The sequence below is a fragment of the Corynebacterium sp. 212_CJEI genome (assembly GCF_001055915.1).
Taxonomy (GTDB): Bacteria; Actinomycetota; Actinomycetes; order Mycobacteriales; family Mycobacteriaceae; genus Corynebacterium; species Corynebacterium jeikeium_D.
Genome location: NZ_JVPT01000048.1, coordinates 1 through 23,730, shown reverse-complemented (window position 1 = coordinate 23,730; position 23,730 = coordinate 1). Strand labels below are relative to the sequence as shown.

General features: G+C 59.7%; 20 protein-coding genes and 2 tRNA genes. 13 read left to right on the top strand and 9 right to left on the bottom strand.

The genetic code is table 11. The annotated features are described in order from the left end of the window. Nucleotides 1-50 precede the first annotated feature (50 nt). The 4 genes from ADB02_RS04645 to ADB02_RS04630 form a co-directional block, all read right to left on the bottom strand. A complete protein-coding gene (locus ADB02_RS04645; protein ID WP_049189784.1) occupies nt 51-2,072 on the bottom strand; it encodes a galactan 5-O-arabinofuranosyltransferase in 2,022 nt (673 codons plus the stop codon). A gap of 110 nt (nt 2,073-2,182) precedes the next feature. Beyond that, nucleotides 2,183-2,944 carry a decaprenylphospho-beta-D-erythro-pentofuranosid-2-ulose 2-reductase gene (locus ADB02_RS04640; RefSeq protein WP_049189783.1) on the bottom strand — a complete coding sequence of 254 codons (762 nt, stop codon included), beginning with the start codon at nt 2,942-2,944 and terminating at the stop codon, nt 2,183-2,185. Nucleotides 2,945-2,969: 25 nt separating this feature from the next. Next, nucleotides 2,970-4,439, bottom strand: a complete 1,470-nt coding sequence (locus ADB02_RS04635) for an FAD-binding oxidoreductase (RefSeq protein ID WP_016421825.1) — start codon at nt 4,437-4,439, stop codon at nt 2,970-2,972. A gap of 113 nt (nt 4,440-4,552) precedes the next feature. Next, nucleotides 4,553-4,780 carry a hypothetical protein gene (locus ADB02_RS04630; RefSeq protein WP_005510976.1) on the bottom strand — a complete coding sequence of 76 codons (228 nt, stop codon included), beginning with the start codon at nt 4,778-4,780 and terminating at the stop codon, nt 4,553-4,555. Between the two features lie 19 nt (nt 4,781-4,799). Here ADB02_RS04630 and ADB02_RS04625 point away from each other — a divergent pair, with 19 nt between their 5' ends. The 6 genes from ADB02_RS04625 (at nt 4,800) to ADB02_RS04600 (ending at nt 11,724) form a co-directional block, all read left to right on the top strand. Then, the gene (locus ADB02_RS04625) at nt 4,800-5,453 is read left to right on the top strand and encodes a hypothetical protein (protein WP_049189782.1); all 654 of its coding nucleotides are present in this window, start codon (nt 4,800-4,802) and stop codon (nt 5,451-5,453) included. Between the two features lie 51 nt (nt 5,454-5,504). Further along, nucleotides 5,505-6,488 (top strand): hypothetical protein, encoded by a 984-nt coding sequence (locus tag ADB02_RS04620; protein ID WP_049189781.1) that lies wholly within the window; start codon nt 5,505-5,507, stop codon nt 6,486-6,488. Between the two features lie 78 nt (nt 6,489-6,566). After that, nucleotides 6,567-7,100 carry a GtrA family protein gene (locus ADB02_RS04615; protein ID WP_053087276.1) on the top strand — a complete coding sequence of 178 codons (534 nt, stop codon included), beginning with the start codon at nt 6,567-6,569 and terminating at the stop codon, nt 7,098-7,100. 18 nt (nt 7,101-7,118) lie between these two features. Continuing rightward, the gene (locus ADB02_RS04610) at nt 7,119-9,041 is read left to right on the top strand and encodes a glycosyltransferase (protein WP_049189780.1); all 1,923 of its coding nucleotides are present in this window, start codon (nt 7,119-7,121) and stop codon (nt 9,039-9,041) included. Between the two features lie 146 nt (nt 9,042-9,187). Beyond that, nucleotides 9,188-10,417 (top strand): hypothetical protein, encoded by a 1,230-nt coding sequence (locus ADB02_RS04605; RefSeq protein WP_049189779.1) that lies wholly within the window; start codon nt 9,188-9,190, stop codon nt 10,415-10,417. Between the two features lie 206 nt (nt 10,418-10,623). Next, nucleotides 10,624-11,724 (top strand): hypothetical protein, encoded by a 1,101-nt coding sequence (locus ADB02_RS04600; RefSeq protein ID WP_049189778.1) that lies wholly within the window; start codon nt 10,624-10,626, stop codon nt 11,722-11,724. A 409-nt stretch (nt 11,725-12,133) separates the two neighbouring features. On the opposite strand, the gene ADB02_RS04595 is transcribed toward ADB02_RS04600, so the two are convergent. The 3 genes from ADB02_RS04595 to ADB02_RS04585 form a co-directional block, all read right to left on the bottom strand. Further along, the gene (locus tag ADB02_RS04595; protein ID WP_049189777.1) at nt 12,134-13,240 is read right to left on the bottom strand and encodes a glycosyltransferase; all 1,107 of its coding nucleotides are present in this window, start codon (nt 13,238-13,240) and stop codon (nt 12,134-12,136) included. 165 nt (nt 13,241-13,405) lie between these two features. Continuing rightward, nucleotides 13,406-14,188 (bottom strand): ABC transporter ATP-binding protein, encoded by a 783-nt coding sequence (locus ADB02_RS04590; protein ID WP_005510871.1) that lies wholly within the window; start codon nt 14,186-14,188, stop codon nt 13,406-13,408. A 46-nt stretch (nt 14,189-14,234) separates the two neighbouring features. Continuing rightward, entirely contained in the window at nt 14,235-15,203 is a 969-nt protein-coding gene (locus ADB02_RS04585; protein ID WP_080969573.1) for an ABC transporter permease, read from the bottom strand. Between the two features lie 471 nt (nt 15,204-15,674). On the opposite strand from ADB02_RS04585, the gene ADB02_RS04580 reads away from it, so the two are divergent. Next, nucleotides 15,675-16,943 carry an aminotransferase class V-fold PLP-dependent enzyme gene (locus tag ADB02_RS04580; protein ID WP_048732056.1) on the top strand — a complete coding sequence of 423 codons (1,269 nt, stop codon included), beginning with the start codon at nt 15,675-15,677 and terminating at the stop codon, nt 16,941-16,943. A gap of 16 nt (nt 16,944-16,959) precedes the next feature. On the opposite strand, the gene ADB02_RS04575 is transcribed toward ADB02_RS04580, so the two are convergent. Then, entirely contained in the window at nt 16,960-17,928 is a 969-nt protein-coding gene (locus ADB02_RS04575; protein ID WP_049189776.1) for an NAD(P)H-quinone oxidoreductase, read from the bottom strand. A 198-nt stretch (nt 17,929-18,126) separates the two neighbouring features. Between ADB02_RS04575 and ADB02_RS04570 the strand changes: the two genes are divergently transcribed. From ADB02_RS04570 to ADB02_RS04550, 5 genes are all read left to right on the top strand, one after another. Next, nucleotides 18,127-18,211 (top strand) — tRNA-Ser (locus ADB02_RS04570). Nucleotides 18,212-18,751: 540 nt separating this feature from the next. Further along, on the top strand, nt 18,752-19,519 hold the full coding sequence (locus ADB02_RS04565; protein WP_049189775.1) for a DUF11 domain-containing protein: 768 nt from the start codon (nt 18,752-18,754) through the stop codon (nt 19,517-19,519). Nucleotides 19,520-19,581: 62 nt separating this feature from the next. After that, a complete protein-coding gene (locus ADB02_RS04560; RefSeq protein ID WP_049189774.1) occupies nt 19,582-20,310 on the top strand; it encodes a hypothetical protein in 729 nt (242 codons plus the stop codon). 286 nt (nt 20,311-20,596) lie between these two features. Continuing rightward, nucleotides 20,597-21,340, top strand: a complete 744-nt coding sequence (locus ADB02_RS04555) for a hypothetical protein (RefSeq protein ID WP_049189773.1) — start codon at nt 20,597-20,599, stop codon at nt 21,338-21,340. Continuing rightward, nucleotides 21,333-22,226 carry a hypothetical protein gene (locus ADB02_RS04550; RefSeq protein WP_224784068.1) on the top strand — a complete coding sequence of 298 codons (894 nt, stop codon included), beginning with the start codon at nt 21,333-21,335 and terminating at the stop codon, nt 22,224-22,226. The genes ADB02_RS04555 and ADB02_RS04550 overlap by 8 nt, the downstream gene beginning before the upstream one ends. Before the next feature lie 14 nt (nt 22,227-22,240). Here ADB02_RS04550 and ADB02_RS04545 read toward each other — a convergent pair whose 3' ends face one another. Beyond that, the gene (locus ADB02_RS04545; protein ID WP_049189771.1) at nt 22,241-23,380 is read right to left on the bottom strand and encodes a histidinol-phosphate transaminase; all 1,140 of its coding nucleotides are present in this window, start codon (nt 23,378-23,380) and stop codon (nt 22,241-22,243) included. A gap of 211 nt (nt 23,381-23,591) precedes the next feature. Between ADB02_RS04545 and ADB02_RS04540 the strand changes: the two genes are divergently transcribed. Next, a tRNA-Ser gene (locus ADB02_RS04540) sits at nt 23,592-23,683 on the top strand. The last annotated feature ends 47 nt before the right edge of the window (nt 23,684-23,730 follow it).

Genomic DNA, 23,730 nt, shown 5'->3' with positions numbered 1-23,730 from the left:
GAATCACGTTTATAGCAGGGGATAGCCGCCCAATACCTACTTGCCAATACCTACTTGCGAACCGCCACTACGAACGGGCCGACCTGGTTTAGCTCCCAGTGCTTCTCAAATGCAGAGCGGGCAAAATTCAGGCTCCGGAAGACCACATTCGGATTGTTCGGATAGATATCATCCGCGATGTCCAACGTCAGTGGAGCGGCATCCTCGCCATCAGGTGTCTCAACCTCGCCCCGCAGCACAATGGCATCCGGTCCGCGCCACGGCGTTTCATCCATGGCCTGCACGAGCTCATCGGGGTCGCGAATCTCCGACCATTCCTCCAATGCCTGATTACGGCGGTCGAACTCACCCAGAGGGTTAGCGTAGTGGCTGGTCAGCGCCTGGAATCCGTACCAGGGATAGAGTGCTTGGAAATTCTTCTCATCCGTCAGCACCACTGTCTGGGCCGGATCGAGCCCGGCCTCCTTCAGCGTTTGGTCCACCGCTGAGTACCACGCCCCGGCATTCGGTGGGAAGCGGTCCGCGCGCTCGCCGTTACCGTCGGTGTCGGTATGCGCCAAGTCGATGGCACCATGCAACTTATTCGGAATCGACTGCGCGTAGCCAATGCCCGCCAGCAGCAAGACTGCCGCCATTACCGCGGAGACACGCTTGGCAATGTGAGCTGGTGCCGCCTGCGGCCAATACTTCTCGATGCCGTTGAGACGGGCGTCGGCAAGCGCGACCACACCAGCCGCGATCAGCATGAACGTAATCGGTGCGGTGAGGCGGAACCCCAGCAGCGTGCGTCCGAGCAGCGTCGCCACCATCGAGGCCACTACCCAGCCATAGAGCACCAGCGTGCCCAGGCCGAGCGCGCGGGCATCCGGCTCCGTGGCGCTGACCAGCATGCGCACGACACCGATGAAACACAGCACACCGATTACGCTGGCGGCGAGCATCGGCAAAGGCAGCTGCGCGCCCTCCGGGGGCAGGTAGTGCGTCGCTGTCGCGCCCGAGCGCGGTGCCCCCGTCGCAACCGCCAGCATGTACGGCCCCCACACCGTCGCCGCAATCAGCATCGATCCCACGCCCATAATGATCAGGCGCACTACGGGCATCCAAGAGCTTGACGACGTCCACGCGACCACGGCCAACACGACCACAATAAGCGCGCCTACGGCAGTGTAAAGAGTGTAGAAAGTCGCAGAAATACCCAGGAAGACGAGCACGCCAAACATGGCGGACCAAGCGCCGGTGAGACCGCGCCAGGCCATCACGGTCATCGCCGGAAGACCCATAGCAACGACTGCGGCGTAGGGCTCATCGGCGACAGTCGCCAGGGCGACCGCCGTGGTTGTCAGCGCAATGCCAGTGGCCACGGGCAGGGAGCCACTCAGGCGTTGCCACACCGGGACCAAAACACAGCCAGCGGCAGCGAGTGTAATCAATGCCCAGGGCTGGAAGACCTCCCAGCCGGCAATGCCCAGGATATTGGCCAGGCGTCCGCCCAGGAAAAACCAACCAGCGGGGTAGAAAGACGGGATGTCGATGTACGACATGTCATGCAGGCCAGGCTCCGAGGCCATCCTGGTGAGGTATTCAGTGCGGAACTCCTGGTCGACGGACAGACCGTCCAACCACAGCCTGGTCGAGCCCATCGGTAGGCCGACGGCAGAGACCACCAAAATGGCCGGTGACATGTAAGCCATCAGATACGTCAACCACGTTAGCCACCGGGGGCGATTATCTTTGCCCTTGGTGGCGAAGAAATACAGCAGGACGGTGGTGAGCGTCAGCGTGATGACAATCAGCGCTGTTGCGACTGCCCTGGTCAGCTGCGAGCCGCCAAAGGCCGGCAGCGACAGGCGGTGGAACACAAACCAGGACGCTAGAGCGATAACCGAACCGCCCACAAGCGCTGCGAACAGGTAGGTCAGAGCAGCCTTGAGGGAGAGCTGGTCATCGTTGAAGATTTCGTAGCGATCTTCGTCAACCAGCTCACTGTAGGATCGTGCGCCCGTTGTGTTGGCGCTAGTGTTGTCGGCACCCGTGGTGTCAGCGCTCGAGGTTTCGGCCTGCTTGTCTACCATGCCCTCAAGTTTTGCACAGGAACCGGACTCCGACGAACGGCGGAGCTAAAGGTGGGTACGTCAGCCCGTCAAGCCCCGCTGAGTTCTATCGAGTCCTTCGAAACCCGCTCTTAAATCGGCAGCTTCTTGAAGATCGGGCGCGGAATGTGCTTCAGCACCATCATCACCAGCTGGAATGCCGGCGGAGCCCAGACCAGTGTCTTACCGGCCTCGACGGACTTCACCGCGAGCTTGGCGACATCTTCCTTGTTCACAGTCAGCGGGGCCTCGTCCACGTCAGCGGACATACGGGTACGGACCTGACCAGGGCGGATAACCAGGGTCTTGACGCCGTACTCCTCCAGGGCCTCGCCCAGGTTCAGGTAGAAACCATCCAGGCCGGCCTTAGTGGAACCGTAGACAAAGTTGGAGCGGCGCACGCGTTCACCAGCGACGGAGGACATGGCAATGAACTGGCCATGACCCTGCGCCTTGAACTTCTGACCAACCAGAACACCCATCGACATCGCGCCGGTGTAGTTGATGTTCGCAGCCAGGACGGCCTTGCGCTGGTTCTGCCAGAGCTCCTCGGCGTCGCCAAGCATGCCGAACGCGACGATGCAGATGTCCACGTCGCCGTCGGCAAATGCCTTATCGACGACCTCCGGGTGGGAGTCGAAGTCCGTTGCGTCGAAGTCGAGGGTGACCACCTCGGAAGCGCCGGCGGCCTTCATCTTTTCAGCGGAGGCCTCGCGCAGCGGATCGTTCGGCAGGGAAGCCAGGATGACCTTGGCCGGGCCCTTCTTCAGGAACTCGGCGGTAATGGCCAGACCGATTTCACTAGTGCCGCCGAGCAGCAGGATGGACTGGGCAGCGCCTACAGCATTAATCATTGGGGCTTAAATCCTCTCGGTTGTCTTAGTGCAGTTCCAGTCGACGAGACATGTCAGAGGCGAAGACACCGTGTGGGTCAATCTCATTGCGGGTGTCCAGCCAGCTCTGCATCTCGGGGTACATCTGGTGGAAGTTAGCGGCGGAAGTGCGTGACTCCTTGGCCAGGTAGAGGCGGCCGCCGAACTCCATGACGCGCTTATCCAAATCATCGAGGAAGGCGCCGAGACCCGGTTTGATCGGGAAGTCCACGCAGACGTTCCAACCCGGCATCGGGTAGGACAGCGGAGCGCGGTTACCCTCGCCGAACAGCTTGAATACGTTCAGTGCCGAGTAGTGGCCGGAGCGCTGGATATCGCGGACAATCTCCTTGAACGGCTCGACGGCCTCGCGCGGAACAACGAACTGGTACTGCAGGAAGCCCTTGGAACCATATCCGCGGTTCCACTCGCCGATGAGATCCAGCGGCTGGTAGAACTGCGTGAGGTTTTGCACCTGGTTGCGGTAGGTACCGGACTTCAGCCACCACAGCTCACCAATGCTGATCATGGTCAGCTTGTTCATGGTGAAGGACGGGAAGATATCCGGCACAGTCACCAGCTGCGGAGCGTTGAACTTCAGCGGATCTTTGGCCAGCTTCGGGGCGTATTCCTCCAGCTGAGCCAAGGTTGCCAGCGAACCGCGGGAAATTGCGGCGCGTCCCAGCTTCGGCTCCGGTGAGATGGCGTCGAACCACGCGGAAGAGTAGGTGAAGTTCTCCTCGGAGCCATCGGAGTGGAACTCGATGGTCTCGTCCAGAGTGTGGGTCATGTCGCCGTCGGCGATGAAGTAGGCTGTCTCGGTCTTGGTCATCTTGATCCGAGCGCGGACAATAATGCCGGTCAGGCCCATGCCGCCGACGGTTGCCCAGAACAGCTTGCCGTCCGGGTCGTCTGCAGAGCCCTCCGGCTCAAGGTGCAGGATACGGCCGTCAGCGACCAGCAGCTCCATCGACAGCACGTGGTTGCCGAAGGAACCTGCGGAGTGGTGGTTCTTACCGTGAATATCCGGACCAATGGCACCACCGATAGTGACCTGGCGAGTTCCCGGCAGCACCGGCACCCACAGGCCGTAGGGCAGTGCGGCCTTCATCAGCTGGTCCAGCGTGACACCGCCGTCGACATCAACAATCGCCGACTCCTGGTCAATGGAGTGGATCTTGTTGAGCTTCTGCATGTCGATGACCAGACCGCCCGAGTTCTGGGCGGGGTCGCCGTAAGAGCGGCCCATACCGCGGGCAATTACACCGCGGCGCAGGTGGGCAGGCTTGTCGGAGTTCTGGTCTGCGACAGCCTTGACGGCGTTAACGATTTCATCCAAGTCCGGCGTCGACAGCACCTGGGACTTAGCGGGGGCGGTACGACCCCAACCGGTCAGGGTCCTGGCTTCTGTGTGTACGGCTCCGTAGGCACCGTTCGAAGCATCGGTGCTGGACTTGCCGTTAGTGTTAGTGGACATCAAGGCTAGGCTACCCCTTTGCACCGGCTCCGTCGCCCGTGACGCTCCGAGGTGTTGGTCACGCTTGAGGCCGCGCACGGGCCGTCGGAAAGCAAGCGAAATGTACGGAGAGGCTATAGATCCATAATTTTTCGGATCTCTTCCGGCAGCATTTCCTGCGAGGTGATCTGCGGGCCGTCGTATGCCTCGAGTGCGCGGTAGACCTGTGCGCGTTCCTTGCTGTCGAGGATGGGCAGTTCCTCGGCGAACAGCATGACCATCTGGTTCGACAGCGGGGTGTTGGTGTACTCGGCGGCCATGTTGATGGTTTCACGCGGCTTCTTTTTGAAAAAGTCGAACATGCGATAAAGGCTACCCCGCGTGGGATCCGTCACTCGCGATACCATCAACCTCATGACTTCCACGCCTGCTGCTGCTCCGCAGACCCTTGCCGTATGTAGTTCCACATCGCCCGTTGTCATTTGGCATGTGGAGCTCTCGCCGTCCTTTGCAGGCGAGAGGTTGTCGGGTGCATGGCTGGTGGATCCGCTTGACGACGGAGCCCTGGAGACCGCCACCAATCTGCTCACCGGTTGCTTTGTTGCGTCTGTGACCGCGGGCGATGGTGACGGTGACGCTGCGGCAGAGAGTGCAGAGAGCGCTGAGGGGGCGGACCTGCTATCGCATGCGATTGAACAGGCAGGGGCCACGGTGATTGACCTGACGGCATCCGTGGCCGGCATTCGTGACCACATCGGACAGCTGCGTGCTGCCGCGAAGGAAGAGAAGGCCAAGCCCGGCAAGGGAAATCTGACGGAGCCGCGGTTCCCCAAGGTCAACGACGTAGAGGTTATTGATTTTCCGCATGTAGGCGAAGAAGTCGCAGGGCCGGTGCTGGGGCTTGCCCGCGGGGTAGAAGAGCTGGTGGCGCAGTGGACCGCGGTGGAGTCGCAGCGCCTGCGTCGCAAGTACTTGGTAGAGCCGTGGGGTGCGGAGCCGCGCCAGATTCCGCTGGTAAAAACGCGCGCATTGTAGCGAGTTTTTGCCATCCAGGCCACATTGTTTTTCCTGCGTACGCTGTGAGGTATGGCAGCACAGACCGATAACGTAGTCGCCTTCCCAGGCGTTCGCGTGGCCACGGAACCGGCCACGCTCATTATCGGTGCCTCTTTAGAGGAAGAACCGTGCAGTGCCCACCGCGTCTTCGGGGTCAATGACCAGATGGATCTGCGAAGCCTGTCCCGCGTGTTAGCAGTCATCTTTGGGTGGGGCGAGGAAAGCGTGCCGACGAAGTTCCATTTGCCCGGCTCTGCGGTGGAGTCTGCGGCGCAGCTGGTGACTGGCGGCAGACCCGCAGCGGTCGGAGTCGTCGATGTTCCCCTGTCCACCACAGTTGCCGAGGTGCTGCAAAGTCCCGGCGATACCCTTATCTGGCAGTGGGGCCTGTGGGAACATACCTTGCAGGTCAGAGAAGCTTTTGCCCGCGATGAGGCCACCCCGGATGCCCTGTGCATCGGTGGCTCGGGTTCAATCCGCGCACTGGGGGATGTGGACGCGGAGGAGCCGGTAGATATTGCCGCAATCAATAGGGAATTGACCGGACGGGACTCTATTCAAAATACGCTGGCCACCGCTCGTGCCGATATCGTGGACATCATCGAGAGGTCGGGGGTGTTTGAATTCGTGCCCCTGTTACAGGCTCTGGACCTGCAGAGGTCGGAAGCAACCGCGCTGGAATTGACCGGGGAGGCGGGGGAGAGCGTCGTTAAGCGATTGCGCGCATTGCCTATAGAGGACGCCGAGAAAGACCCAGCCGGGCACGATGCGGCATTGGTGGAGCTGCTGTGCTTGGCGGCGCTGACCTCGGATGAGCTACGGCATGATGTGGCGGCGCATGTCATGGAGCGCCTCGGCTGGGAGAGCGACGAGGGCATCCCGCTATCCGGCGAGGACGTTGAGGAATTGGCGGCGGCTAGCTGGGCGGAGATGAGCGCGTTGGGGCTAGCTGGGGAGGATGCGCTCTCGCCGGTGGAGCGGCTGGATCTGCTGCGTGAGGCGCTGCGGCGTTAGTTCTTTTCTCCTCTTTATTGCCTGTTTATGTTCGCGCTGGCTGTTTGTTAGCTGGCCGGTGGCCTAGAATTCCTAGGCGTGTCAGCGAATGAAACAGCAAATGAAAACCCGAACCGCGACAACGGCAAGCTCGGAAACGGCTCCCACGAAAACGGTTTTGTCGTAGAGGACTCGGCCGCAGTGCCAATGGCGACGGAGACCAAGGACGAGCACGGACTGAAAGTGCAGATGATGCGCTTTATCATCTCCGGCGTCATCGCGGCGGTGGTGGACTTCGGCCTGACGTTCATCATGCTCAACGCCTTCGGGGCGACCAACTTCTGGGGCAAGACGGTCGGCTGGGTTTTCGGCACGATTACGGCGTACATCATTAACAGCCGCTGGACCTTCAAGTCGAAGTCCTCGGCGAAGAAGGTGCTGGCAGTTGCGGTGCTGTACCTGATTACCTACGCCACCCAGGTCGGCATCTTCAACGTGTTGCAGCCCTGGCTCGTCGAATCCTGGGACTGGAACGCGCAGTGGGCACAGTTCGGCGCATTCGTCGTCGCACAGGGCGTTGCGACGGTAATTAACTTCATCATTCAGCGTGTATTCATCTTCCGTGTGAAATAGCGCGATACGCTGGGGGACGTGACTTCGACTGCTTCTAATAAGGAATCCACTCAGCTGACCGCCGAAACCGATGTTGACATGCTGACTATTCAGCGCGTGCTGTTTGCTCCGCCCGCAGACTGGGTGGAGCCGGATTTGTACTACCGAGTCGAAGGCGTTGGCGCCTACGACAGCTCGGTGCAGGCCACCCGTAACTCGATCACGCTCGGTCGCCACACCGTAGTGCGCACTGACACCTACTTCGGGCGCTTCCGAGCTTCTTACTGGCAGCGCTGGACCTCAATTAAGCAGGTCGAAATCCGTGCGCGCGTGGTCGGTTCCGCGCGTGTGCTGGCCTACACCGAGGATATTGGGGGCCACCTCCGATTGGAGGACTCCTGGGCAGCGGGTGGCTCGGATGCCGACGGCAACTGGACCGGTGAGCACTCGCCGATGTCGGGTTCTGCCAATGAAGAGGTTCGCCTGACCGTCCCGCTGGACCGCTTCGCCGATGGCGGTGCCATTCACCTGCGCTTCGACACCGAGGACGCAGGCGCAAAGATTTCCGATGTCCGCTATGTTGTGCCCAAGTCGGCTATCAAGCGCGATATTCCGACTGACCTGGTCATTTGTTCTTATAACCGACCGGTTGACTGTGCTCGAACCGTCGCTACGCTGGCTGAGGATTTGCCAGCCCTTGAGCGCGTTCGCACCATCCGCGTCGTTGACCAGGGCGAACAGCACCCGGCTGACGAAGCCGACTTCATCCAGGCCAAGGAGATCCTCGGCGAGCGCCTGAACGTTGTCCACCAGCCAAACCTCGGCGGCGCCGGCGGTTTCTCCCGCGGCATGCGCGACGCCACCGCTGCGGGCGACTGCATGGTTCTGCTTACCGACGACGACATCCGCCCCGAGCCCGAAACCACCCTGCGCCTATCCGCCCTGGCCGTATGCGCGGAAAAGCCGATGCTGCTCGGCGCGCAGATGCTCTTCCTGTTCAACCCGACCAGCCTCTTCCGCACCGGCGAGACCTACAACTGGAAGGCGCTGACCGTCGAGGAGAACGACCCCAAGTTCGGTTACGCCGACGTGGACGTGCGCAAGTACCACCAGCTGCGTCGCCTGGGCGTTGACTACAACGCCTGGTGGACCTGCCTGGTGCCGTCCGAGGTCATTAAGAAGATTGGCCTGGCGCTGCCGCTGTTCTTCCAGTACGACGACATCGACTACGGCTTCCGCGCCGCCAAGGCCGGCTACCCGACTGACACCATTCCGGGTGCCGCCGTCTGGCACGCCGATTTCTACTGGAAGGACATCGAAAACGCCGCCCAGTACTTCGGCCTGCGCAACTCCCTCATCGCCGCCACCATGCACGGCGATGTCACCGCAAAGGACATGGTCAACGTCGCTTCACGACGAATCCTCTCGAACCTGGTCTCTATGCGCTACGGCCTGGCCTGGACGCAGATGGAAGCTGTTCGTGACCTGCTGCGTGGCCCGGAGGTGCTGAAGAACGCATCGCAGGGCGACTTCGCACGCATTTCTGCTGGTCGAAAGAACTTCCCGGAGACCGAGCTGCTGCCGATGCACGAGATGCCGGGTGGTCTGACTCCGGTTCGCCCACCGTCACACGAAATCTCCAGTGAAAACAAGACGATGGCAAAGCGGCTTGCGTACACCCAGATGGGCAAGAAGCGCCCGGGTCCGGTGGCTGTGGCCTTCGAGGACTCCTTCTGGTGGCACATTTCCACCTTTGACGATGTCTGGGTCACCGATGCTTCCCAGAACGGTGTGCGTCACCTGGTCCGCGACCTGGAAAAGGAAAAGTCCATGCGTGCCGAGACCATCAGCCTCATGCGCGAACTTTCCTCCAAGTGGGACGACCTGGCGAAGCAGTGGCGTGCCGCCGTGCCATTTTTGACCAGCGAGGACAACTGGGAGAAGTTCTTCCAAGGCGAGTAGTCTTGCTGAGATTGGGCTGAGCCTGGGCGGGGTTAACCCCTAAAGTGCAGAAACCGTCGGATAGCAGGAAATCCGCCGGTTTCGTGCTCTAATAGTGTTTACTCACCTTAAAAGTTCATAAATTTTCGAACGGAGTTCCGCCTCGTATGACTACGCCCATGCCCCCGAATAACACAGGCGACAAAACACGCAAACAGCTCATCACGATCCTGGTGCTGCTGGTGTTGATTATCCTTGCGATGGCCGTGTTCCTAATTGCCAAGATTTCCGGGGACCGAAGTGGCGGTTCGGCGGTTGCTGAGGCCAGTGGATCGTCGTCAAGCGAAAATGGCGATGCGCAGGGACAGGAGAAGTCCCCGGCTCAGGTGCAGGCGGAGAAGGCCGTCGTTGTGTACAAGCAGGTGCTGGCGAATCCAGCGCCACTGCAGACTTTTGTCGGAGAAGTTAGCCCTGGTGGGGCGATGAAATATGCGCTCGTGCATCTTGATGATGGGTGCGTGCCCGAGCTGGTGCTGAACTATGGCACAAGTGCGATGAGCGCCGAAATTGATGCGATTGGTGTCTACGGCATCGACGAAAATGGCCAGGAAATTCAGTTTCAGAATTCCTACCATAATGGTGTGACTTCAACGGGCGGTGTACGTCGCGCCCTTCAGCGAGCTACTGGTCAGCCGGGTATGTTCTCGTTTTCTGCAGAGAGGATGGGGCGCGATCAGGAAGATTTGCTGGTGACGCGCCAGGGCAATGAGCTGGTGGAAACGCCTGCGAATCCGGGTGCCGGGGAGTTCGAACAGTTTAACTGGATTCCAGCGGACAACCTGGATATTGTCGAGGCCATTGCTGCTGGTAATGACTGCGCGCCGGGCTCTGGCTCGGGCTTGAATGGTGCTGATGGTTCTGGTGCCGATGGCGCTGATGGTGCCAACGGTGGCCCGAACCCGACGGTGGGGCAGCAGGCTGAGGGCTCGGGTTCGAACTCGGACTCGGGCTCGGGTTCGCAGTCCGGGGCTTCGGATACGGGTTCGCAGGGGTCGAGCAATGGCGCCAGTGGCCAGCAGACGGTGACCGGCACGGTGAAGATTTTCCAGAATCGAGCCGAGGTTCTCGCTTATCAGCAGCGTGAGGATCCTAACCCCCATATTTCCGACGATCGACAATTTGCGATTTTGGTTCTTGACCAGCCAACTGACGTGACAGCCAAGCTCGCAGGAAGTAATGAATCTGAAACACGCACTATTGACCATGTCGTGATTAACCCAAATCTCCACAGTGACGGAGAAAAGGCAACGATTAGCTTCTCGACTGACAAGACATACTGGCCGTCGGACACGGGCATCCCGTTCGGTCTCGCTGTTGAGGACGGCGCCAAGGGGTAAGGAAGCCACAGTTGGGTGTCCGCAGCTAGTTATCCACAGCCGCCAAATTGTCCACAGAAACGGGCAATTTGGCGGCTTTTCTGCTGCCAATTTTCACGGAGTCGGCCATAAATGAAGGCACTAATTCCAATGCGTGAATACCTGTAGTCAGCCTGCAACGAACCTGCAGCCAAAACGCAACCAACCTTAGGGAGTGCCGAAAACCAATGCCTACCTGGAATTACGATTCCGATGGCCTCATCCACGCGGCTGCGCAGAAGCAAATCAAGCATCCTTGTGAATATGTCAGTGCCAAGTCAGAGCTAGGTGATCTACACGGGCACGTCGAAAGCACAAATATTCGAGATAAATCCCTACTCAGGCTGGCGTATGGCACCTACATTGATTGCTCTCGCTGGAATGCGCTGTCAGCATTCGAACGTTTTCAACTGCAGATAAAGGCACTGGTCAAGCCAGGTTCCGGGGCAATCATTACAGGCGAAGCAGCCGCTGCGTTGCATGGCATCCCGTTGCTTGTTCGAAATGCCACAATCGCGCTTGCCAATTCCGGCCTGCGCCGACCTGGCGGCGGATTGCGCCATGTCGGTGGCAAAATCCTCGAACAAGACATCGTTCGCATTGGTGGGCGCTGCGTTACCGATGTGCCAAAAACCGTCATCGATATCTGCCGCACCGCCGAGTCCGAAAACGGGCCAGTCGTCGTTGACACCGCACTACGACAGTGGTGTGACCTCGAAGAATTGCATACAGTCCTCACAAATTACCCACGTTCGCCGGGGACCCGTCGTGCCCGTGAGCTACTCGGAACTGCCAGCGAACACAGCGAAACCATCGGTGAGTCAATCACAAAGAAATGCATAATCGACTCAGGAATTGCCACGCTTTACGACGAAAAATGCGTGCTCATGCAGCAAGTCGAGTTCTATGACAGTGAAGGATTCATTGGGCGCGTCGATTTTTATGTGCCTCATCTGAATTTGATCATTGAGTTCGATGGGCTGACTAAGTATTCCGGTGGCGGGGTAGCGGCTACGGAGACTGTACTTCTGGCAGAGCAAGCTCGCGAGAAGCGTCTGAGGAACCTCCACTTAGATGTACTCCGCTTCCAATGGTCACAGGTCATTAGTGGGGACTGCGTGGAGGTCTTGCGACAGTTCGCTATTCGGCAGAGTCAGCGTATTCAGGCAGGTGGGTTGGTATTTTCGTCCGAAGTTGGGCGTTTTCGTCAAGCCACTGTCCCGTATAAAGATCGGCAGCTCCGTGAGTCCAGAATCCAGCAGCGTAAGCAGCGTTTGCAGCGTTTGTAGCTTCTGGAAAATGCGCCGACCTCGCGCGACTCAGGCTAAGTTCAGCTGCTGACCTATTGCAATTGTGCTGACTTATGGCCAACTTTCCGCCACTTGTCGATGACTTTTCAGGACTTATGGCCACGCTGTTGGCCTGGCCCGCGCACTTATCGTAGGACTATTCACTTATGCGCAGGCTGTAGCGCATCGATGAGTGAATACCTCATCGATATGTCAGTGGAGGAGAAGGGAACCAGGGGTTAGGTAACACTTTTGCGCACTGAGCACTCGAAATGCGGACTACACGACCCGGGCGAGATCAAATATGCAGGCCAGCGCCACAGCCTCAGCCCCACCAGCCGCAACGTCTGCGCTCCAGGCCAGTGCCACAGCCTCAGCCCCAATGCCAGCGCCGCAACGCCAGCCCGAACTACTTCGACTTTGGATCGAAGCGCTCGAAGTTCTCCGCGCGCCCCTGCTTCAGTAGCTTGAACCAGCGGTAGAAGCCGCGGACATCGCGGCGCTGGACCAGGAAGAACCAGCCGAAGCGCAGGAACTCCTGTGGCATGAGCTTGCGCATGCCGGGCTGGCTCATCAGGTAGCCGCGGTTGCGGTAGGTGAAGTAGCGCTTGAAGTCGTTGGTCGGGTACTGCGTGTGCATCTTGCCGCCGAGAATGGGCACAAATTCACCCGAACCGGAGGGGTGCAGGTAGGCCGTCGTCAAGCATGTGCCGAACCGGAGGCCGGAGCGGACCAGGCGGCGGTGGAATTCGACCTCGTCGCCGCGGATGAATAGGCGGTAGTCGGGAACGCCGAGCTGTTCCAGCGAGCGGGCGCTAAACAGCGCGCCGTTGAACAGGGATGCGATGCCGGGCAGGAGATCGTGGTTGCCGTCGATGGTCTCGAGGTCGCTAGGCAGTTCGAGCCCGGTAGCAGCCTTCTGATCTGCGAAATTGGTGAACCACTTCGTGCCCTCGGAGTCGCGTACTTCCGGGAGTTTGGGGTTGATGCCGCTTTCGAAAAGCTCCTCGCGATGACGGCGCCACACCAGCCCGCGGCGCAGGGGGAATGCCAGCTTGTTCGGGGCCTTAATGTCGCAGACCACCGGCGAGACAGCGTCGAGCTGGTGACGTCGCGCGCAGCTGTGCAGCGCCTTCAGCACGTAGGAGTCCTCCGGGCGCCCGTCATCATCGGCGCACCAAATCCACTCCGCGCCCAGCGACAGCGCAGTCAGCATACCCAGTGCGAAACCACCAGCGCCGCCCAGGTTCGTCTTGGAACCGACGTAGTGAATCTCCGGCGCCGATCCGCTTTCCGACGACTGCTGCGCCGCCACCTGCTCGGCGAGTTCCTTGACCTTCGGGTCGTTGCCGTTGTCGACGATGATGAGCCACTTCGGCATGTGGGTCTGGCTGGCAACGATGGGAAGCGATTGACGCAGGTCCTCGATGCGGTTGTGAGTCACCACGATTGCGGCCGTTGCTGCCTCATCGTGATTTGGGTGGTCAGCCGAGTTTTCGCTCACTTCGTTCTCCATCGGGGACGTACCGTTTATTACTGTTTTTATTGCTGTCTATCTTGCCATGTTGCTCCGGGTGAGCAATTCCAAGCATCCGTGCCGCCCGCCAGCCGCCCGCCAGCCGCTCGCCAGCCGCCCGCTCGGCCACGATGGGGAACTGCGCCCGGACTCCCGGCGAAGCTGCTACCGTCGCTGCGCGAGCACGCGGCGCACCTGGTCGGCGGCCTCTTTACCTTCGTAGGCTTCGACCACTTCGTCGACAAGCCCTGCCTGTCGAACCGTACCGTGATCAATCCACAGCGCCGTGTCGCACAGCTGCGCCAGGAACTCATTTGAGTGCGACGCAAACACCAGCAGACCGGAGCGGTCGACCAATTCGGTCAACTTCGTCCGGGCCTTCGCCATGAATGCGGCGTCGACGGCTCCGATGCCTTCGTCGAGAAGCAAAATCTCCGGCTCAATGGACGTGACCACGCCGAGCGCCAGTCGCACGCGCATACCGGTGGAGTAGGTGCGCAGTGGCATGTGCAGGTAGTCGCCGAGTTCGGTGAATTCTGCGATTTCGTCGAGCTTGGATTTCATCTGCTTGCGCGTCTGCCCCAGGAACAGACCGCGGATGATGATGTTTTCCAGGCCTGAGATCTCCGGGTCCATGCCGACACCGAGGTCGAACACCGGAGCCACACGGCCGCGCACATCGGCGGCACCGCGCGTGGGCTCATAGATGCCCGACAGCAGTCGCAGCAGCGTGGACTTACCCGCGCCGTTGTGACCTACCAGGCCGACGCGGTCGCCCTCACGCAGGTGGATGTTGATGTCCTTCAGCGCCTCAATAACCACGACGTTGGAGTCATTGCGGCCAATCGCACCACCCGCGGCGCCGAGGAACGCCTTCTTCATCGACCGCGATTTGGCGTCGAAAATGGGGAAGTCAACGCACGCGTTGTAAGTATCAATGCTGACCATGCTTATCCCTTACTAGTTCTATTCGCTTTACGACGGCCCTTGCGGCCTAAACCCAGTAGCTCACGCGGGAGCGCCACAGGCGCATAGCCCCGAGTGCCAGCAGCAGGCCGACTGCGGTGCAGGCGAGGACAATCCACCAGTGGTAGGTATCCACCGGCTCGCCGGTTAGCGGGGCACGGATGATTTCCAGGTAGTGGAACAGCGGGTTGATCTCTGCGATGCGTGCGCGTTCGGCGACGGCACCGCCCTGTTCCTCCAGCGTCTTGGTGGTCCACACAATCGGAGTCATGTAAAACACCAGCTGAATTAGGGAATCCAGCAGTGGTGCCACGTCGCGGTAGCGCGTAGCGATGATGCCGAAGAACATCGTCACCCACACACCGTTGACCACCAGCAGCGCCATCGCGGGGATGACCAGGAAGAAGTTCCAGCCCAAATCCGGCCGGAAGACCAGCACGAGGATCAGCCAGATCACCATGTTGTGGGCCAGGAAGAGCAGCTGCCGCCATACCAGCCTGTAGACGTGAACGCTCAGCGCGCTGGGCAACTGTTTGATCAGGCCTTCGTTTTCAATGAAGACGGTTGCGCCCTCGCGCACGCAGCCGGAGATGAATCCCCAGATGATCAGGCCAACGGTCACGTGTGGCAGGAAGAACGCCAGCTCCTGCTGGAACAGCAGCGAGTACAGCAGGCCGAGAGCGAGGGCCATGGCGCCGGTGGCAATGGTGATCCACAGTGGGCCAAGCGTGGAGCGGCGGTAGCGCTGCTTGATGTCCTGCCAGCCCAGCTGCAGCCACAGCTCGCGCTGGCCGAAGCCGGTAACCAGATCCTGCCAGGCAGCGCCCATGGTGCGGGAACGCGACTTGAAAGCCGGTGCCTCACCCGTTGCGTCAGTTATGCGCGCAATGTCGCGACGGAGAGTTTCCTCCGTGCGGATAGCGGAGCCATTGCGCACAGTATTGGCCGGCTGGTCGGCTGCAGCTGCGGATTGGCGATCATTTTCTGCGTTAGTCACGTCTCCAAAATACTAGCTAGGGCGGTTTAGATTGAATACCGACGGCACCGGGCGAGCCATTATTCCACGTCGTGACGGCGAACAACCGTCGCGTGGGGTGGTCGTCATTGGTGGTGACGTGGTGCTTCTGAGGCTGTTTCCACGGTTGGTTATGTGACTGGTTATGTGACCCTGGAAAACTTACATACAATCGCCGCTGTAACTGCTTTATGGCATGCAGCTGGTGCATATGGTTCACGCATCGGGAGTGCTTGCGCATGGATACAGGCAGGAAAAGTTCGGCCAATTTTAAGCAACTGCTAAAAAGGGATAAAGATTATCCTATATGGGGTTGCTTCGATAGAATTGGTTCCAACTAAGATGTGCAAGCGATACACGGTTCGGGGCATGAACGCTCGATTCGTGGGTGATTGCACAGTTAACTCTGAAATAGATATCGCAGCTTGAATTCGAAACCGGGAAAGGGTTTTCATGGCCTTCGATGTGCCGACAACCAGGGGTGCTTACTCGTCGCTTTCCGACGGGTGGACATACCTCAATGCGGGTCAACGCACCCAGGTACCCGAGCGTGTCCAGGCTGCGATGATTTCTGCATTTCGCAATGCCCAGAAGTCCCTTCCTGGTGAGACTGGGGCGGGGGCTCATGGCCAGTCGCGCAGCTCGGGCGTTCCCGCTGCAGCGGAGCTAACCGCCAGTGCGCGCCGGGCTTTTGCCGACCTCACTGGCGGCCCGGTCGCCGGCGTGGTGTTGGGATCTTCGCGTGAGGTGCTCATGGAGCAGTTCACGTCCGCAATGAGTCGACGCTTGACGCTCGGCTCTAACCTGGTGATTTCTCGCATTGGTTCGCAAGTTGTACACGCACCACTACGCCGGGCAGCCAATCTCTACGGAGCTCAAGTCCGCATTGCTGAGGCCGACTTGTCCTCGGGTACGTTGCCGTCCTGGCAGTTCGACGAGCTCGTAGACGAGCACACTCGCCTCGTTGTCGTCCCGGCCGCGGATCCGTTCATTGGCACCATTGCCCCGGTAGCTGACATTTCTCGGCGGGTGCATGAGCACTCCAACGCCTGGGTTTTGGTTGATGCCTCGGATATTGTCGCCTACCGCGATGTGTCGATGAGCAAGCTGGGCGCCGACATCATGCTGGTTGATGCCTCCGTGCTGGGCGGGCCTGAGGTCGCAGCATTGGTGTTCAAGGATCCCGAGATGTTCGAGCGCATGACGTCGTTAAGCTATGTGCCGAATGTGCGCGGCGTCGAGCGGATCGAGGTTTCCGCGGTGTCGCCGGCATTGCTCGGCGGAGTGTCGGAATCGGTGCTGCACCTGGCATCGCTGGATAGCACGGCGAGGGGGTCACGTAGGCATCGCATTGAAACGGCGATGCCGCAGGTTTCTCGCTACTTGACGACGTTGTCGGAACGCCTGATTGCAGCGTTGATGACCCTGCCTCGGGTGTACATCATCGGCATGGATACCGAAGATGATTCTTTCGCGAGTGTGTCGCGGGCACAGCACATTCCGCGCGTTAGCTTCCTCGTCGATGGGGTGTCGGCGAAGGTGGTCGTGGACAGGCTGCTGGATAATGGCCTGGTGACCAGCATTGTTGATGCATACGAATCGCCACTGCTGGAGGCCATGGGCATCGATGAGGCTGGAGGTGCCGTGGGAGTTGGCCTCCAGCCGTTCAATACGCCGCACGATATTGACCAGCTCGTGCGCGCAGTTGCCTCGCTCGGTTAACTAGGCGGTCAGCTAACTAGACGGTCAGCACAATCTTGCCGCTGACCGCGCCACTGTCGAGCAGTTCGTGGGCCTTGGCTGCGTCACGCATATCCATGACCTCATGAATTTGAGGGGTGACGGTGCCGTCGGCAAGCATTGGCCAAACGGTGTCCTCTGTGGCGTTGACGATGCGAGCCTTGTCAGCTAGATCGCGGTAGCGCAGGCCGGTGGCGGTAATGGAGCCGCGCTTGCTCAGCAGGCGGCCGATGTTGAGCTCGCCCTTTACGCCGCCCTGCATGCCGATGATGACCAGGTGGCCGTCCTTCGTCAGGGCCTTGACGTTTCGGTCGAGGTACTTTGCGCCCATGATGTCCAGAATGACATTGGCGCCGCCCTCAGCTGCGACGATTTCCTCGAAGTCCTCTTCCTTGTAATTGATGAGGATGTCGGCGCCGAGCTCCTTGCACTTAGCCAGCTTCTCCGCTGAACCGGCGGTGACTGCGACGCGAGCGCCAAGCTGCTTGGCCATCTGAATAGCGAAAGTGCCGATGCCCCCCGCGCCACCGTGAACCAGTAGTAGATCGCCTTCCTTTAGGCCGGCAATCATCACGACATTCGAGAACACCGTGCAGGCAACCTCGACGATAGATGCGGCCTCGGTGAAGGAGTAGCCATGTGGCAGTGGGAGAATCTGGCCGGCCGGGACTGCGACCTTTTCGGCGTAAGCGCCACCGGAGAGAAGGCAGCAGACCTCGTCGCCGACTTTCCAGCCCTGAGAGTCGCCCTTGACCTCTTCAATGACACCCGCGCACTCCAGGCCGAGGGTGTCGGTCACGCCTTTCGGTGGCGGGTAGTGGCCAGCGGCCTGCAGCAGGTCAGCGCGGTTTACGCCAGCGGCTTTGACCTTGACCAGCACCTGCCCATCCTCGAGAGTCGGTTCCGGAGCATCGGCCCATTCCAGGGCGCGGGGGTTGGAAAGATCAGTCTGAATGATTGCCTTCATAGTCTTCAAAGGTAATGCAAAAACTGGTTATGCACGCGGTATTTCAAGCTCTTTTGCAATTAGCAAAAATAGTTATGTCTGTAGAGGTGGATGCTTGGGGTGTGGTGTGGGATGAGAAGGCTAGCGAAAGGTGCTGGCAAGGGGTGTTATGAGGGCGTTTGCTGCCTCACGGCGGTATGCGGTTATGATGTTGGCGTTGGAAGTATGGCAGAGCGGCCGAATGCACTGGTCTTGAAAACCAGCGAGGGTCACACCTCCGGGGGTTCAAATCCCCCTGCTTCCGCAGATAGAAACCCTCGGTAGATGTTCTACCGAGGGTTTCTTCATTTCTCTTAAAAGTTGGCGTATGTGCTGAGGTCAGCGACGGATAGTCGGACCTTTGGGAGGCTTTCGTGGTTAACCCCGTTATGGGGTGGTCGGACGGGCATGTAATTGGGCTCTTTGGATACCCCTGAACAGCGTTACAGGGGGCAAGCTGGGGTGTTTTGTCGCGGGATGGAAAATGGGGGCAATTTTGGCAGCGGTGAGGAACAGCCATTTCAGGGCAGTGCGTATTTCTATAGTTAAAAGTATTCCAGCCGGCCCAAACCTGTAATGCATGTGCGGACATGTGACTGGTGTGACTGCTGTGGCGACATGGTTTTCGATTTTTAGGTTGATGTTCGAAAAATGGCTACTTGTTGCCGCCGTCGATAGGTGTCGTATTAACTATCGCCAAGTGAACCGCACGCCGATGCATCACGCGTGCATTCCTGCTGGAGAACCGCCATGTTGGCCTACTCCGACCACAAGTCTTCGCATCGTTAAAAGGAGCCCGTGACAGATGGCAACTCGCACCGTACGTAACCGCAGCATTGCTCGCATTGCTGCACTCTCTCTAGCCGCAGGTATGACCTTTGCGGGATTCGGTAATACTGCACATGCTCAGGACCTGCTGAGCGTTGATTCCATCACTCAGACTGTCACCGACGCCATTGGTGAAGTCACCGGTACTGGTTCCTCCAGCGCGACGCATAGCTGGAAGAACTCCAATGTGACGCGATCCGTTGAGGTCAATGGTGTCGCGGGTGCCGTCGTCAAGCCTGGCGATGTCGTGACCTTTACTCTGACCTACACGGACAACAATCCGAAACTGTTTAAGTCCTACATTCAGCGCATGACCGATGTCATTCCGAACGGCCTGCAGTACGTGGCCAACTCGGCGACGTACAAGGTCGGCAGCGATGACTGGGCGGATCCGAACGAGTCGGATAAGTGGCTGGAAATCGTTAACAACGGTGCGGTGGAGTTTAAGGCCGGCACCATCTTTCAGGCATGGGGCTCCCCGACCACGTCGACTGTGAGTTTCAAGTGGCAGTACCGCGTCACGGACGCGATTGCCGACGGTGCGTTGAATACGGGAACCGAAATCCACTTCAACCCAGGCGACAAGGTGGAGAAGCTGCATGACATGGGGCCGAAGCTCACTGTGAAGCGGGAGGCGCCGGCTCCGGGTATTCCGGGTGTTCCGGGTGGCTCGCTGGGCTCCCCGAGCCTGCAGTCGCCGGGCTTCCAGTCCCCGGGGCTGCCGTCGCCGGGCATTAACCGCTAAGTAGTTTCCATCTGCGCACTTTCATCTCGATAGTTCTCAGGTCTCACAGAAAGCTTCTCAACATGTACAACGCACACGCCCAGACCACTAAGGCCTCTCGTCCGCGACGTCGCTCCCGTACCGCCATTGCCGCAGTTACCCTCGCAGCTGGCTTGACCTTCGGTTTCGGCGCTCCTGCCATGGCGCAGTCCCCGGGTCTGCCCTCGCCGAGTCTGAACTCGCCAGGACTTAATTCGCCTGGTCTGACTCTGCCGGGCTCGAGCGCCCCGAAGGTGAAGCTCGGCACTGTCGGTGGCCCGATTTGGTCTGCTGATGTTTACTCGCAGATTATCCGCGGTAAGGAGGCCCGACCGGGTGACGAGGTCACCATCCGTATTGAGGTCGTCGGCGTCAATGGCGAAGGCAAACTGCGGGGAATCGGCCACAACATCCCGGCTGACTTTGAGCTCGTTCGTGTGACTCGCCAGTCGCAGGACAATATCCTCGGCGGCGGTATTTACACGCTGAAGGAGGGGGAGTACGTCAACACCGAGCGCAACGGTAATCGTCAGGTGCGCCTGTCCTGGACGGAGGGCGGCTTCCTCGGTGCCTTCAAGGACAACCCGACTGTCAGCAGTTCGAAGTCTGTCTCCGTTGACTTCACGTACAGGGCTCCGGACTACGAAGGTGAGTTCGACAACGGCGGCTACGCCAACTTGGGCGCGGCTTTTAACCCGACCGCGAACTGGGTCGTTGGCGGCGAAAAGGTAGTCGTGAACAAGAATGCGAAGCCGTCGTGGTGGCCGTTCTAACGACTGTTCTAGGTCGCGATTAGCGGCAGTTCTCCAGGGATGAGTAAAAACTTCCCCAGATAGAGAGCGAATTACAGAACGTAAACCCCCGGTCGCATGCGGTCGGGGGTTTCGTGTGTCCGAAATCTGCCACAGGTAATTTTGCGGAGGTAATTTAATTGCTCCGACCAACGTGTACTGTGGCCTGAAACAATACGGGCAAATTGCCAAAACCGGTAAGCTCGGTCTTGCTGTAATACAAACCCAGCGTCATGCTGGCGGACGGTATTGAGGAAAAGGTCGAACAATGGCAACGAATCGGAGCAACCACTCGGACGACTCGTTCGGTGAGTGGAGCATAAATCCGGGCACGTCAGATGATCAACCCTCCGCTGATACGCCGGCAAATGCGTGGAGCGCTGTGGATGGGTCACAGTGGGAGCAGCCTGAGGGGCAAACCCAGTATCTGCAGCAGCAGTATCCACAGTCCCAGCAGCCTGAACCATACCGCCCTGCCCCCTATGTTCCAGGTCCGCAAGCTGGTCCGGCTGCTGCGCCGCGCAATGACAACAAGGGGCTGACCATCGCGGTTATTGTCCTGGCACTCGTTGCGGTCGCTCTCTTCGTCGGCGCAATGGCTTACTTCTACTTCTCCGATTCGAAGGGAGTGAATTCGGCCGGCAGCAACTCGCCCCAGTCGGTTCAGTCCGCTAGTGCTGAGGGTTCCTCCACCTCGTCGACCGCTGAGCAGAAGCGTCGCGCTGAAGGGTTCCAGCCGCCATCGAACTGGCGTCACTGCTCCGGCTCGGGCGATCCGGGTGATTTGAACTTGGTATATGCAGAAGATGTCGGCGGTAACACGACGACCTGTCAGTTTGCCACCAACGTCCGCAATTCCTTCGTTGAGCAGTACCAACTTACGAAGAAGCTCAACGGTACTGTCACCGCTAGCAGCCCAACAACAGGCAAGACATACAGCATGACCTGCCGCGATAACGGTGAGGTTGTCACTTGTACCGGCGGTACGAATGCGACGGTGCACATTGTCTAAACGTCTCCGAGCGGCTCTGGCCGCAACCGCCGTCGTCACGCTCGGCCTTAGCGCCTGCACCATCGGCTCCGACTCGGCGGGCATGCCGTCGCCGACGCTATCCAATCCGCTTGACGACGGCCCCGGCGGCGCATCCTCCGACGGGAAAGTTGTGCCCGGTGAGATGCCTCGCGAAGTTGTCGAGGCCGTGAAATCCGCGCAAAAGGAACTCGGTGGTTTGGCCGGCGCCGCTCTGGCAACGCCGGATAAGGATTCCGAAGTGGTTTCCACGGGTGACTTCAAAACGGGTCCGGCCTGGTCGACCTCCAAGGTGCCGATTGCGGTGGCTTATGTGCGCCAATCGGGCGTGGATTCCCTGGTCGAAGCCGCAATCACGGTTTCCGATAACGATGCGGCTGAGTCCATGTGGTACTCCCTGGGCGATGACGCGACCGCGGGCGCGACCACCGACGAGATTCTCCGAGAGGGCCACGACACCCGCACCGTCATGGGCACTGACCGCATCCGTGCGGAATACACCGTCTTCGGGCAGACGCAGTGGGATTTGCGCGACCAGGCTATTTTCGGCGCCAATTTGCAGTGCATCGAGGCGGGCCCAAAGGTCGCTGACCTCATGGGACAGATTGCCGACGAGCAGTCCTACGGCCTCGGACGCATCCGCGGCGCCCACTTCAAGGGCGGTTGGGGTCCCGATGATGAAGGCGTCTACCTTGTGCGGCAGTTCGGCTATCTGCCGGGCAAGAAGCCGGGCACCTTCGTTGGTGTCGCTATAGCAGCCCAGCCTGACGACGGCACCTATGAGACCGGCCAGCAAATGCTTGACCGCATCGCAAAGGCGATTGAGCGCAGCGGTGGCGCGACCACCGGCCGCGCCGGTAGCTGCTAGCTGAGCGATAGCTGTTAGCGCTCAATTCCTAGCGCAGCCAGCAGCTGCGAGGTCTCTTCCTCAGTAGTGATGGTGATGCGAGCACCTTCGCCGGCAAAGCAGCGGATGAGAATGTTGCGCTGCGCCAGGAAGTCACCGAGATCCGTGGTGGTGGCCACCGAGACGTCGTCAAGCAAAGAGAGATTCGCGATCCGCCCCTCGTCAATCCAAATGAAGTTGGCCTGCGAGTTCGGCAGCACCGTCTCGCGGCCGGTGGCGGCGTTGATGGCCTCTGTGACGGCGACGCGCTGTGCGCGGACCTCAGCAATGCGGGCGGTGAGCTCTTCCTGTGCGTCGAGCGAGGTGAGCGCGGCAATCTGCGCGAGAGTGTTTACGGAGAAGGGGATAGCGACCTTATTCACGGCCTCCACAAGCTTCTCCGGGCCGAACATGTAGCCCACACGAAGCCCGGCCAAACCGTAGACCTTGGAGAATGTGCGCAAACCGACCAGGTTGGGGTAGGTATCCAGCAGCTCATGCGCCAACGGGGTAGCGGCATGAGTGGCCTCGTCCACCAGCTCGATGTACGCCTCGTCGAGAGCGACCACAACATCGCCCGGAACCTGCGCCATAAACTCCGCGAAAGCCGCGAGAGTGATGGTCGTGCCCGTCGGGTTATTGGGATTACAGACGAAAACCAGGCGTGTGCGGCCGGTGATAGCGGCAGCCATTGCCGAAAGATCATTGCGACCCTGCGCATCCAGCGGCACCGGCACCGGAGTAGCCCCGGCGACGCGAGCGAGAATGGGGTAGGCCTCGAAGCTGCGCCACGGGAACACGACCTCATCCCCATCCTCACAGGTGGCCTGCACGAGCTGCAGGCACAGAGCGGAGGAGCCGCAGCCGACCGCGACCTGCTCCATGGGCAGACCCAGGTGCTCGCCGAGCTTAATGCGCAGGTCAACCGCGCCCATGTCCGGGTAGCGGTTCGGGCTGGTGGTTGGGTCAGCGATGGTCTGTGAGATGGCCTCCACCACCGAGGGCAGTGGCGGTTGGGTCATTTCATTGGACGCGATCTTCAGCGCGCCGGGCACAGCCTTGCCCGGGACATAGGCCGGAACCTGCTCGAGGTCGGCGCGGGTTTTGGGCTGAACTGAAGATGCATCGTTGGTCATAGGCCTAACTGTAGAACATGGCCCGGATTGGGCAGTACAGAATCCCCGCAAAATCCCAAGGTGTGGTCGCTATTTGTGGCGCCGTATTTGGTGGCTCCGCGGGTGTTTTGCTTTTCAATTCTTGTGTTCTGTAGGATTGGCTGCGGTTATTTGGTCTCGTCCACGCAATGGCGAACAGCTTTGCTGAAGCGGGATCGATGCCAGTGGTTTTGGAGGCGTGCCAGAGCGGCCGAATGGGGCTCCCTGCTAAGGAGTTGCCTGTCTTGCGACGGGCCGGAGGTTCGAATCCTCTCGCCTCCGCCACACGCGCCCGTAGCTCAACGGATAGAGCATCTGACTACGGATCAGAA